The sequence below is a fragment of the Larkinella fluvii genome (assembly GCF_051857545.1).
Lineage (GTDB): Bacteria > Bacteroidota > Bacteroidia > Cytophagales > Spirosomataceae > Larkinella.
The window spans coordinates 158,592-171,726 of sequence record NZ_JBPZHB010000009.1; the positions used below are offsets into that span (position 1 = coordinate 158,592).

General features: G+C 54.8%; 9 protein-coding genes. 2 read left to right on the forward strand and 7 right to left on the reverse strand.

What is annotated here, in order from left to right; genetic code table 11:
* Positions 1-53 precede the first annotated feature (53 nt).
* Entirely contained in the window at positions 54-2,123 is a 2,070-nt protein-coding gene (locus ACS5NO_RS23885) for a tetratricopeptide repeat-containing sensor histidine kinase (protein WP_439417464.1), read from the forward strand.
* A gap of 13 nt (positions 2,124-2,136) precedes the next feature.
* On the opposite strand, the gene ACS5NO_RS23890 is transcribed toward ACS5NO_RS23885, so the two are convergent.
* The 7 genes from ACS5NO_RS23890 to ACS5NO_RS23920 all read right to left on the reverse strand — a co-directional run bounded on the left by ACS5NO_RS23890 (position 2,137) and on the right by ACS5NO_RS23920 (position 12,223).
* Entirely contained in the window at positions 2,137-2,787 is a 651-nt protein-coding gene (locus ACS5NO_RS23890; protein WP_439417465.1) for a response regulator, read from the reverse strand.
* Between the two features lie 218 nt (positions 2,788-3,005).
* Entirely contained in the window at positions 3,006-4,637 is a 1,632-nt protein-coding gene (locus ACS5NO_RS23895) for an FAD-dependent oxidoreductase (RefSeq protein ID WP_439417723.1), read from the reverse strand.
* Between the two features lie 100 nt (positions 4,638-4,737).
* Positions 4,738-5,460: an SGNH/GDSL hydrolase family protein gene (locus ACS5NO_RS23900; RefSeq protein WP_439417466.1), complete on the reverse strand. Its 723-nt coding sequence runs from the start codon at positions 5,458-5,460 to the stop codon at positions 4,738-4,740.
* Positions 5,461-5,595: 135 nt separating this feature from the next.
* Complete coding sequence (locus ACS5NO_RS23905) at positions 5,596-7,026, reverse strand: RagB/SusD family nutrient uptake outer membrane protein (protein ID WP_439417467.1); 1,431 nt, start codon at positions 7,024-7,026, stop codon at positions 5,596-5,598.
* 4 nt (positions 7,027-7,030) lie between these two features.
* Positions 7,031-10,504 (reverse strand): SusC/RagA family TonB-linked outer membrane protein, encoded by a 3,474-nt coding sequence (locus tag ACS5NO_RS23910; RefSeq protein WP_439417468.1) that lies wholly within the window; start codon positions 10,502-10,504, stop codon positions 7,031-7,033.
* A complete protein-coding gene (locus tag ACS5NO_RS23915) occupies positions 10,501-11,520 on the reverse strand; it encodes a FecR family protein (protein WP_439417469.1) in 1,020 nt (339 codons plus the stop codon). The genes ACS5NO_RS23910 and ACS5NO_RS23915 overlap by 4 nt, the downstream gene beginning before the upstream one ends.
* Positions 11,521-11,542: 22 nt before the next feature.
* Entirely contained in the window at positions 11,543-12,223 is a 681-nt protein-coding gene (locus tag ACS5NO_RS23920; protein WP_439417470.1) for an RNA polymerase sigma-70 factor, read from the reverse strand.
* A 150-nt stretch (positions 12,224-12,373) separates the two neighbouring features.
* On the opposite strand from ACS5NO_RS23920, the gene tnpA reads away from it, so the two are divergent.
* A complete protein-coding gene (gene tnpA, locus ACS5NO_RS23925) occupies positions 12,374-12,835 on the forward strand; it encodes an IS200/IS605 family transposase (RefSeq protein WP_439417471.1) in 462 nt (153 codons plus the stop codon).
* The last annotated feature ends 300 nt before the right edge of the window (positions 12,836-13,135 follow it).

Genomic DNA, 13,135 nt, shown 5'->3' on the forward strand with positions numbered 1-13,135 from the left:
TTCTTGAACGTTTTATATCCGTACTTTCGGTGTCTTCTTTCTCTTTTCAGGCCATGCGCAACCTTCTGCTCCTGCTACTTTCCGGTACGTTCGCCCTTGCCCAGAATCCGGTAATCGATTCGTTGCAAAACCGGCTGAAACAGCTCCCGGCGGATAGTTTTCGTGTTCTGACCTTGCACGAACTGGCCACCAATTACTGGTGGAATGGCTATGATTCTCTCGCCATCCAAACGCTTCGTACGGGCCTGCAGGTGGCCCAAAAAGCAAATTACCCGACGGGCGAAATCCGCGCCCGGCTGGCCCTGGCCCGCATCGAAGCCGATTACCTGTCTGACACAAAAACCGCTCACGCTCAACTGGATACAGCCTACAACCAGGCCGTATCCATCCGTGATCTGTCGTTGCAGGGGCAGGTTTTTCTCCGGCGGGGGCAGTTGTATGCCAACATCATGGCGAAACTCCCCGAAGCCCGAACCCTGTTGCAGCAGGCCCTGGCGAAGTTTCGGGAAGGCCACGACCGGCGTTGGGAAGCACAGGCGTACAACGAACTGGCGATCATGCAAATGGGGGAAGGACAGTACGTCGAAGCGATCAATCTGTGGCTTAAGGCCCGGCGGATTCAGGAAAGCATGAACGACTGGAAAAGCCTGCGGTCAACCCTACCGAATCTGGGCGCGGCTTACGTGAAACTCAACCGGTATGACGACGCGCTGGCCTGTTTTGCCGAGGGCGAAAAAATTGCCAACCGGCTGAACGATCGTCTGGTTAAAACCTTTCTGATCGGCAAAAAAGCGGAAATCTTCGAGCGAAAAGGCCACTACACGGCGGCACTTTCCCTTTACCTCGAACAGGTGAAAGCGTATGAGAATCCGTACCTGCCCAGTAATCTGGCGCGGGCCTACGGCGCGGTGGGCCGGATGTACATTGCCCTCCACCAGTATGACAAGGCCCTCGCCTATTCGCAACGCTCGCAGGACACGTACCGAAAAACCGTTGAGAAAACCGAGGAAGCCCTGGAGCACAATGCCCAGCATAATTTCGGGGAAATTTACATCGGACGGAAGCAGTATGAACGGGCGATTCCGTATGCCAAAACCGGGCTGGCCTGGACGAAAGACATTCGTGAAATGCGCCCCGAACGCACCAAATACCTGCAGCAACTGGCCGTTTCCTACGATCACCTGAACCAGCCCGCCCAGGCACTGTATTATTTCAAATGGTATAAAGCGGAAGCCGATACGATGCTGAATGAAGAAGCCATTCAGAAAGCGACGGTGGCCAGCATGACCTACGATTTTGAAAAAAAACAGCAGGTAACCCGGCTCCAGCAGGCCCAGCAACAAAACCGCATTACGACGCTGGAAAAAGATCAACTGGCCCAGTCGCGCAATTTCCTGATTGCGTTGCTGGTGCTCAGTGCCGGAACGCTCGGCTACGTGTTCTGGAGCAACCGGCGGCTGCGGGCCACCAACGAAGCGCTTTCCCGGAAAAATGCCGAGATTGAAGCCGCGCTCTACCGCGGTCAGACGATGGAACGGAAGCGGGTGGCCAGCGAATTGCACGACAGCGTGGCGGCTAAAGTTTCGGCCCTGAAGTGGCGGTTCGAAGCCATGGATACCTCGCAGTTTGACGACGGCCAGCAGCGGGAACACACACGCCTGCTGGATCACATGGGTGAAGTCTACGACGACATCCGGGCGATTTCGCACAACCTGATGCCCGAAATTATCGAAAAACAGGGCTTACAGGCGGCTTTGATCAAACTGACGGATACCTTGAACGTGCAGAACCGCACCCGGTTTCTGCTGGAAGTGGACGACTCGGGCGCGGACGTGCGGGGAAAAACCGCCTACGAACTCTACGCCATTTCGCTCGAACTGGTCAACAATATTCTCAAACACGCCAACGCCCGCAGTGCCGGGATTGCCCTGCACCGCCAGAACGGTTTTCTCAAACTGACCATTCAGGACGACGGCGCAGGAATTGATGAGAACAGGCTTTCGGACGGAGTTGGCATGCGCAATATTCAGTCGCGGCTGGAACGGCTGGGCGGCAGTTTCTACATTTCAAGCCCCGAACCAGGCGGCACCTGTGTGAATGTCCAGATTCCGATGGCCAGTTAAAACAGCCCTGACGTTACAGCAAGCCGTGCCGGACGGCGTATTTGATGATGCCAATTGAATTTTTGACGGCCAGTTTTCGAAGAATGTTGTGGCGGTGTGTCTCGACCGTTCCGGGGCTGATGAACAGTTTTTCGGCGATGGCGTTGGTGGAAAGCTCCTGCGCCACGAGCCGGATGATCTCCAGTTCGCGGTCGGTTAGGGGCGACAGGGGCGCTGGAGCTTCATCCAGCGCCCGAACCGGGCTTACCGGCAGCGCCACCAACTGGGTCATGACCGATTCCGAGAAATACTTCTCCCCACGGGCCACGGTTTTCACGGCTTTCTCCAGTTCGGCTTTCCCGGCTTTTTTCATGACGTAGCCCGAAATACCGGCCCGAAATGCTTCCCGAATGCTGTCGGCATCTTCCGAAACCGTCAGCATCAGCACTTTGATGTGGGAAAACTGCTGGCGGATTTTCAGCGTCAGATTAATTCCGTCAAGGTGCGGCATGTTCATGTCCGACAGCACGATATCAACCTCGTGATTCCCCAAAAAATCCATGACATCGCGGCTGTCGTTCAGCGTACCAACCACTTCCACTCCTTCGATGCGGCTCAGCAGCAGGGACAGGCTGTCCAAAATAATTTCGTGATCATCCGTTAAGAGGAGACGTATGGGGGTCATAGGCAACAGCGTCAGGGTGAATCTCGCGGGTCTTTCAAAGATAAAGAGGATTTAGAAAATAGCAAGGTATCGTGCTGATGTAAAACCACTTAGCTACGTTGGTTTTTACTGTAAAGAATTTTAAATGGAAAATGATGAATGGTAAATGTAAAAGTGCGGGCTTGGAGACTCCTTTTACATTTACCATTCATCATTTTCCATTTAAAATTCTCTTTCTCCTACAGCGTCAGCCGCTGCTTGTCCTTGAGCAGCACCTCTTTCAGTTTCGCGTACGGTACTTTCTGAACGGATGTCTTGCCGTCAATGGCCAGCACGGCGGCTGTGGCGGCTGATTGTCCCAGAATCATGAACACCGGTTCCATCCGGATGGAACCGTAGGCAATGTGTGAACTCGACACACAAACCGGCACCAGCAGGTTTTTGCACTCGTTTTCTTTGGGTACGATTGAACCATAAGCAATCGAATATGGCTTGTCGGGATGAACACCGATATCGCCTTCGTTCTGAACAAAACCGTCTTTTTTGACAAACCGCTGCGAATTGTGGGCGTCCAGCGCGTAGGAACCCATGCCCACCGGATTCGGCACGTCGGTTTTGCCCAGGGCGTCGACTTCTTTCATGACAAATTCGCCCAGCATCCGACGGGCCTCCCGGATGTAGAGTTGGTGCGGCCAGTTTCCGTTGTCCTTGAATTCATCTTTGGGTAACCCCCACTGCTGCATGGCCTGGTGAACATCTGCCGGAATTTTCGGATCGTTCTGCATATAATACAACAGCCCCTTCTGATACAGTTCATGGTCGCGGATGATCTGTTTGCGCCGTTCGTAGGTCGCTTCGGGGTAATCGTAGTTTTTTCCGATGTAGTCGGTGCTGAACGGGCCGTGGTTGTTGGTATCGGTTTTGCGGTTCGGAATGGGGTCGTATTTATCAAACGTTTCGCGCCAGCCCGTGGCGAACACGCGGGCCAGGAGTTCGTAGCGACTCGGATCGTAGCCCGCGGGTTTCGGGAACGGAATACGGTTTTCGGGGTGGTTGCTCAGGCACATCCGGAAACAATACGCCTGAATTTTGTGGTCGCCGGTGCCGTTTGCGCCCGGTTCATCCGCCGATATTTCGGGCAGCAAACCACTTTTGGGGTCCCCTTCGATCTTGTAGGGACTCACATTTTTCTTGAAATAGTGGCCGTGCTGAAAAACGCCAACCTGCACGCCGTTGTGCGTTTCGTTATAGACACTGTTGGCTTCCCGGCCGACGTGGTATTTCACGCCCGCTGCCGCCATCAAATCGCCTTCGTAGGTGGCATCGATGAACACTTTTCCCTGATAAACCGTACCGCCCAGCGTTTTGAACGAGGTGATGGCCCCCGCCTGTTTCTCAATCCCTTGCGCCGACCGGTCCAGCCATTCGTTGCGGTATACCGTCAGCTTGTTTTCCCTGACAAAATCCTCAAAGACCTGCTCGGCCGCGTGTGGTTCAAAGATCCACATGGTGCGGTTGGTGCCGTCGAGTGCGGGCGTTCCCTGACCTTTGTTGCCGTATTCCGAGCGTTTCTGCCAGGTCCACGAAGCGTCTTTCTGGTAGTGCTGATAAAGCCGCTGGTAGAACTCGCGGGAAAGTCCGCCGATGACCTCCTTGTTGCCCGTATCGGTGAAGCCCAGTCCCCCCGACGACAAACCGCCCAGGTGCTTATCCGGCGACACGATGATAACCGATTTGCCCATCTTTTTAACCTGCACGGCGGCCGTGACGGCGGCAGAGGTGCCGCCATAAATGATCACATCGGCCTTCCGCACCACTGCCTTTCGGGTTTCAGACGGTTGAAGGATGGACGTACGATAGCCGGGCAGCATCAGGAGTAAGCCCAACAGGAGGCTGGTGACGGACCCTTTTTTAAAAAATTCAGAAGCGAACGGGTTGTACAAAGTCATAGTGATTCAGGAAAGACAGCACTCAGGCTGCCACTAGTTTTTGAAGATAAGCCGGATAGTTTTTACCATCGCCGTCACCGTGGGTAATGCTGTCACCGAAACAGACGATGCGGTTTTTCACCAATTGACGCTGCACCAGAAACGTGTAAAGGGCCACGGCCATCGTCCGGTAACCCTCCGGCGTAGGATGAATCCCATCGGTTTTGTTGCTGTTGGCTTCGTTTTTCAGCAAGCTGCTCGCTTCCAGACCAATGTTCCCTACGGTTTCGAAAATATGGTGCATATCCAGCAAAGGCAGGTTGTTGTCCAAAGCTACTTTCCGAATGACGTCATTCATGGCCTTTTTTCGGGCAGCATGGCCCTCTGGCTGGTAAAAAGCCGGATCATGTCGGGTCATCAGGTAGGGTTCATACACCGGCAAAATCGTCATCAGCACCAGTTTGCTCCGGATTGCGATCAGTCTGGAACAGATCGTCCGCATGTTTTGCTCATAGACCGGCAATGGAACGTACTTTTTGCTGTTCACGTCGTTGGTTCCGGCCATCAGAATGGTCAGTTCGGGCCGCTGCGCCAGGCAATCTTTTTCGATCCGGGCCAGCAAATCGACGGTATTGTTGCCGCCAACCCCCGCATTGATGACCACCGGATGAGGTTCTGCGGCATTCGGTTGCCCATTCCCAACCAGAGACGGACCCAAAAACGGGGCAACGGCCAGGGTACTTTGCAAAAACGTTCGACGCTGCATGATATAACGGTTTTCGGTTTTCAGTTTACAGTTTTCGGTGGCTGACGCGTTGTTTTTCATTCCCCATTTATTGTTAACTAATGATTTTCAACTGTAAATCGAAAAACCGTATACCGAAAACCGTACACCGAAAATTCAATACCCCGGATTCTGCTCCAGCTTGGGGTTCACATCGCGTTCCGTTTGGGGAATGGGGAACAGATAATGGTGCTCGGCCACAGTAATCGCCGGATTCTGGGCTTTCATTGCACTGATCAGCCGTTTCGTCCGGGCCAGGTCATACCACCGGTGGCCTTCGAAAGCCAGTTCCAGCCGTCGTTCCAGCAGCACACTATCCCGGAACTGGGCCTGCGTCAGGTTCGGGGCCAGATTGGGTAAGCCCGCCCGGTTGCGAATGCGGTTGATGGTGGCATAAGCCTCAGCATTGTTGGCACCCAACTCGTTCAGGGCTTCAGCATACATCAGCAACACGTCCGGGTAGCGAATGATCGGATAATTATTCCCGCCATCCGCGTTACCGGTTGCGGCCGGGTCCAGGTATTTGTAGACGTAACACGGAAACAACACACTGGCCGGAGCCGCCGGGGTGCTGGTGGCCGAATAGAGTCTTAGGGTAACATTCCGGCGTTTGTCATCGTCGCGGTAGGCTCTGTACAGATTTTCGGTGGCGGGGTCATCGCCAAAACCGGCAACGCCGTTGACGCGGTCGAAATTGGGGCGCATATATCCCTGCATCCAACTGCCTTCTCCAAAACCACCACTCAGGGCCTGCATTTCGAAGACGGCTTCTTTGCCATTTTTGTTGGCGATCAGAAAGGCATCGGCAAAGTTGGCCCACAAATCGTATTGCCCCGAATCGATCACCTCTTTCGCCTTGGCCGCTGCCTTCGCCCAGTCCTGACGGGTCAGATAGACCTTTGCCAGATAGGCGGTTGCGGCTCCTTTCGTGGCCCGGCCCCGATCCGCTCCGGTGTAACTCGCGGGCAGTACGGTTTCGGCTTCCGTAAAATCCTGAACAATCAGCGTATAAACCTCATCCACCGACGCCCGGGCCACGCTCAGGTCATTCAGCGATGTGGTTTCGGTGGTCATGATGGGTACGCCCCCGAACAGCCGAACCAGCGTGAAGTAATAAAAACCGCGCATAAACTTCGCTTCGGCTAGGTAGCGGCCTTTCAGAGCCTCATCCATCGGAACGGCCGGTAAGCGGGTAATCACCGCATTGGCCCGGTTGATGGCGGAATAGACCGTCGACCAGATGGCCTGAAACGTATTGGTGGCCGGGGTAAACGTGTATTTGTCGAGGTCGTTTTTCGGCTGGTTCGCGGTCGAGCGGCCATTGCCCCACTCGGCATCGTCGGTGGCCTGATCCTGCAAAATCCACATCACCTGACTATACAGGTTCGCGTTGTTCAGTGGGTCATAGACCGCACTGACAGCCGCTTTGGCATCGTCGGCGTTTTTATAAAAATTCGCGGGCGTAAAATTCGATTCGGGCTTCTGGTCCAGCACTTCACAGGACGTCATCAGGCCGATCAGGCAGAGAAGGATTAGGTGTTTTTTCATAGTGTTAAAATCCTACGTTAAGTCCGAACAGAAGTGTTTTGGCCGCGGGGTAGCTGGCGTAGTCGAAGCCCTGGCTCCGGCTGTCCTGACCAAACCGGTTTACTTCCGGATCGTATCCCGAATAGTTGGTCCAGGTCAGGTAGTTCTGCGCCGTTGCATAGACCCGTACCGACTGAATTTTCAGCCCTTTGAGTACGGAGGCCGGTAAGTTGTACGCCAGTTGAATGTTTTTCAGCCGCAGGTACGACCCATCTTCAATCTGCCGGGTCGACACGCGGTTGGCAGGCCGGGTGGTCGAAGCCCGTGGGATGTCGGTATTGGTGTTCGTAGGCGTCCAGCGGTTCAGCATATCCCGGCTCTGGTTGGTGGTCGCGTTCAGGTATTCGAGTTCGTAACGGTTGGCATTCAAAATGCTGTTTCCGTAAACGCCCTGAAAGAATGCCGTCAGTTCCAAACCCTTGTATGAGAACGTGTTGCTGATTCCGCCGATGAACTTGGGTTGCGACCGGCCGATGATCGTCCGGTCGTTGTCGTCGATTTTCTTGTCGCCGTTCAGATCCAGGTATTTGCGATCGCCCGGTTTTCGGGCCTGCGGATCGGCCAGAGCGGTCAGTTCGTCCGTGGTTTGGTACAGGCCGTTGGTCACGTAGCCAAAGAACGACCCCAGCGGTTCGCCCACCCGAATGATTCCGGAGTTGAGGCCCTGGCCAATGTTGGCAACACTCCCGGCGAAAATCTGGGGTGCTCCGCCAATATCGAGCACTTTGTTGCGGTTGAGGGCAAAGTTAAAATCGGTATTCCACTTGAAAGCTCCCACCAGATTGCGCGACGAGATGCTGAGTTCGATGCCTTTGTTCTCCACTTTGCCAAGGTTTTTAATGGCACTGGAAAAACCCGACGTACTCGGAACCGTCACATTCAACAGCAGGTCTTTCGTCCGTTTCAGATACGCATCGGCGGTCAGGGTAATCCGGTCATTCAGAAAACCGACGTCTATGCCCACATCGGCCTGCGAAGTGGTTTCCCACGACAGATCCGGGTTGGCAATCTGATTCGGCCCCAGGCCCGTCGAAACCGTGTTTCCAAATACGTAGTTCTGGGTACCCAGCAGCGAATACGCCGGGTAGTTGCCAATCCCGTCCTGGTTGCCGGTCGTACCGTACGTCATTCGCAGTTTCAGATCACTGATCACGGCATTGTTCTTCAAAAAGGCTTCTTCCGAAACCCGCCAGGCCAGGGCCGCCGAGGGGAAATAGCCAAATCGGTTGTTCGCGCCAAACCGGGAAGAACCGTCGGTTCGGAACGAAGCCGTCAGCAGGTATTTGTCTTTGTAGCCGTAATTCAGCCGCGCCAGATAGGATTGCAGTCCCCAGGTGCCAATGCTCGATTCGGGCGTCAAGGGCACCGAACCGGAGGCCAGGTTGCTCGAACCCAGGTTGTCGTTCACAAAATTACGTGCCTGCGCCCGGTTGGCTTCCGTCCGGCTGGCCTGCTGCGTATACCCAATCAGGGCCGTTACGTTGTGGTCGTTGTTAAAGGTACGGGTGTAGGTCAGCAGGTTTTCGTTGAGCCAGGTAATGGCCTGTGAATTAAAGATAGCCGCCGATCCGCCCTGAGCCAGACCACTCGAAACCGAGCGGGGCAAGTACGAATCCTGTTTTTGCAAAATCCCGTCGATCCCCAGCGAAACACGCAGGCTCAGCCCGTCAATGATCTGGTAATCACCGAAAATACTACCAAAAACGCGGTAGGCCGTATTGCGGTTTTTGTTGTCGCGGGCCAGCGCCACCGGGTTGTCGGCGGTGAAAGCCAGTGCCGGATTGGTCAGCAGATAGGAACCGTCGGCGTTCCGAACCGGCAGAATGGGCGGAAACTGGAGCGCGGCCATCGTCACCAGACCAGCACTGCCCAAATCGCCGTCCGAGCGGGCCTGGTTGGTAACGGTGCGGTTGACAGTCAGGCTGTTGCCAATTTTGATTTTATTGGTCAGCTTGCGGTCCAGATTGACCCGGAACGAGTACCGGTCAAAATCGGAGTTGACAATCACGCCATTTTGTTTGAAGTAACCGCCCGCAATGGCATACTGCGTTTTTTCATCCCCTCCGCTGATCGATAATTGGTAGTTGGAAATAGGGGCCTGCCGGAAAATCTCATCCTGCCAGTCGGTGCCTTCGCCAAACGCATCGACCTGCGCGGGCGTATACACCGCCGGGCGGCCTTCGTTCGTGTTGGCGTCGTTGACAAACTGGGCGTATTCGCGTCCGTTCAAAACCGGGTATTTCCGGCGCACATTCTGAATTCCGTAATAGGTATCGAAGGTGATGGTCGATTTTCCGGCCTTTCCCCGTTTCGTCGTGATAATTACCACGCCGTTTGCGCCCCGCGACCCGTAAATGGCCGTGGAAGACGCATCTTTCAGCACCGAAATCGACTCGATGTCGCTGGGATTGAGCGTACTCAGCACGTTAAAGCTCGACCCGGAATTGGCTCCATCGTTTTTGAAGGGAATACCGTCGATGACATACAGCGGCTCGTTGTCGCCTTGAATCGAGTTGCCACCCCGGATGCGGATGCTGGTTGAGCCGCCCGGTGCGCCCGAGTTCTGGGTAATCTGGACGCCAGCCGCCCGGCCCTGCAACGCCTGATCGAGCGACGTGACGGCTACTTTGCGAATTTCTTCGACCGGAACCGTGGCCACCGCCCCCGTCAGATCGCTCTTTTTCACCTGGCCATAGCCCACTACCACCACCTCGTTCAGCGATTTGGTATCCGGCACCAGTTGAATATCGATCACGGAGCGGTTTTGAACCAACTGCTCCTGACTCACGTAACCCACAAAGCTGTAAACCAGCGCGGTAGCCTCGTCGGGAATGCTCAGTTGATAACGACCCTGCACATCGGTCGTCGTTCCGCGTGAGGTACCTTTCACCACCACACTGACGCCGGGCAGCCCCTCGCCGGTTTCGCTCGTGACCCGCCCGGTTATCCGGACATCGGCCCGGGTCGTTTCAATGGGCTGAATGGTCGACAGACTCATCAGGCCATCCAGCGAAACGGGGCCGGTTCCGGCGGTTGCGGATGTGGCGGCAACGGGTACACTAATCGTTGTCCGCTCGTTTTTAGGCGGCAAAATCAGATACGCCCCGGAGCGCAGTTTTTTAAACCGCATCCCGTACTTCTTCAGCAACAGGTTGAGATTGGTTTCCAGCCGGGCGTTGAGGTTGAGCGGTTCGGCCGGGCTCAGGTGTCGTGCCACGACTGATTCTTCGAATAAAATATCGACGCCGTAATAGTCCTTCAATTGCAGCAAGGTGTTTTTCAACGGCTGGCTCACCCCAAGGGTGGGCGTGGTTTTTCCGGCCTGTGGGTAGTTGGTCTGCTGTGTTCGGACAAAAGCCAGCGTCTGGGCTACGGCGTGGCCGTAACCGACACTGAGCAACCAGCCAGTGGCCAGTGCAAGCGGTATTGATTTTCTCATTGGGTAAGTGGGATTTCGGTAGGGGTTGAAAAAATGAGATTCTGGTCGCGGTGGCTGAGTTTCAGATCAAGCAGTTCGGCAAGGGCCTCGGCCAGTTCGTCGGAGGAACCGGCGCGAATGGTACCCGTCAGCGTTCGCCGGGCGAGCGCCGGATCGGCGAGCTGGGCATTAACGCCAAAAACCGCCCGGATCTGGCGCACCACCTCGCGCAGGGAGGTATTATTGAAACTAAAAAGCCGGTAGCGCCAATGGGCAAAGCGGTTCGTGTCTGCCTGCTGCTGCAAGCGTAAGGCCCCTTTTTCATCGAGTCTTGCCCAGTCGCCGGGTTTCATCAGCAGGTTTTGCGCCGGTTGATTGGCTGTTTTGTAGTGGAGATTTACTTTCCCCCGCTTCAGCACCACTTCGGCGTGGGCGGCCCGGCTTCGCACCGAAAATTCCGTTCCCAGCACCTCCACCTCCAGGCCATCCGTTGCCTGAACGACAAAGGGTTGGTGCGTGGAAAGGTGCTTCACGTCAAAAACCGCATCGCCTTTCAGGGCCACCCGCCGGGAAAACCAGCCGTAGCCCATCCGGGGCATTTGCAGTGACGAGTTGCTGTTGAGCGCCACCGTGGAGCCGTCGGGCAGGCTCAGCGAACGGAGTTGGTAGGCATTGGTCGTAATGGTCTGGTAGAAAAGCGGTTTCCGAAAAAACCAGCCGCCAGCCAGCAACACGAACGTGAGGGAAGCCGCGATCAGCCAGCGGCCCGGATGCCAAAACGGGCGGATTTCCTCCGGCAGCGATCGGATCACCCGGGCCGGTGTTTCGTCCGGATTGTCGAGCCGTTGCCGGAACTGGTCGAGGTGATGGGCGAAATCGGGGGCATACTGCGGAAAGCTTCGCTCCCATTCGTCCAGCCACTGAAAATACGTTTCCCGGCTGGCCGGGCGAGTCAGCCATTCGCCGATCACTTTCTGCTGGACCGACGTGGCCTGACCGGCAAAGTACGTAAACAACAATTCTTTGGTAGGTTCCATGATGAGGTGTATATCGGTGAGGCTACGCGAAAACCGTCAGCAAAAGCAGCCCATAACTAATCAGTTTCTGATTTCGGAGAAATTGCCGAACCGTTGAAATGGCCTGTAACAAGTGATTTTCGACGGTTTTGGGGGAAAGCGTCATCTCGCTGGCAATCTCTTTGTAGGATTTCCCTTCGAACCGGCTCAACAAAAACACGCGTTGCCGCTGGGGCGACAGTTGCTGAACGGCTTGTTCGAGAGCACGGTACAGTTCGTCCTGTTGCAAGAGCCGGTCGGGCTGCATGGCGTCCTGATCGGGCTGATCGAGGTCGTCGGGCAGCGGTTCCTGGCGGCTCAGCTCCCACCGCAGGCTGTTGTAGGCCCGGTTGCGAACCGCCTGGTAGAGATACGCCCGGTACGATCCCTTGATCTGTTTGTAAAGTTCTCTCTGGTAGAAGGTATAGAACAAATCCGCGACCACATCTTCGGCCACCTGCCGGTCGTAGACAAACCGGATGGCATGGCTGCACAGGGGCGCGAAATACTGCCGGAAGAGCAGTTCACAACCCAGCTTCGGGTCAGCGGCAAAGGCATTGCGGATGAACAACTCGCTGTCGGCACTCACCGGAACCGGGGTTGCGGCATCGCTCCTGAGCAGTGGCGGTGGACCGCCGGGATTTGGGTCGGGAGAGGGCCGGAATGGAAACGCGTTGGCTGGCATCGGTCAAAGGGTCTGGTACAGTGAAGACAAGTTAGTACCAAAAATCCCCCAATCGATTTTTATTTTTTATGTTTAAAATGCAAAAAAGAATCCATACAAGGTGACGATACCCATCCTGGCACCGTCTAATTCCTGTTATTATCGATGGTCATGCCAAACACTTACACCCAACTTTACATCCAGACGGTTTTTGCGGTCAAACACCGTCATGGCCTGATTCGGGTCGAATGGAAAGAAGATTTGTACCGCTATATGACCGGGATTGTCCAGAATCAGGGGCATAAAATACTTGCAATCAATGGAATGCCCGATCACGTTCATGTTTTTCTGGGTCTGAACCCGAATCAGTCGGTTTCGGCACTCCTGCAAGACCTGAAAGGCGACTCTTCCAAATGGATGAATGATCAGCGTTTAATTAAAGGCCGTTTCGAGTGGCAGTCGGGCTACGGTGCTTTTTCCTACGGGCAATCTCAAATCGACCGAGTGGTGCGTTACATTAAAAATCAGGAAGAGCACCACCGTACGATGACGTTTCTGGAAGAGTATACCACCTTCCTGCAAAAGTTCAATGTACCTTTCGACGCGCGGTATATTTTCAAAGCGGTAGAATAAAAATAATGAGATGGTAATTTTCCCGTCGCGTTAGCGACGAAATGTTTGTAGAAACCCGATCTTCTCAACATGTCTCCGGTCGCGTAGCGAACGAACCAACAGAGCCATACACATCAGCAAAAAATAGTTTCGTCGCTATGCGACTCGGTTTCTGGCGGGTCAAGGTTCTTACTACAAACATTGGGTCGCTAACGCGACCGATCATCCAAACGCCCGAAAACGAGTCGCGTAGCGACAAAATGTTTGTAGAAATCGAACGATCTCCACGAAATCCCGGTCGCGTAGCAAACAAACCAACCG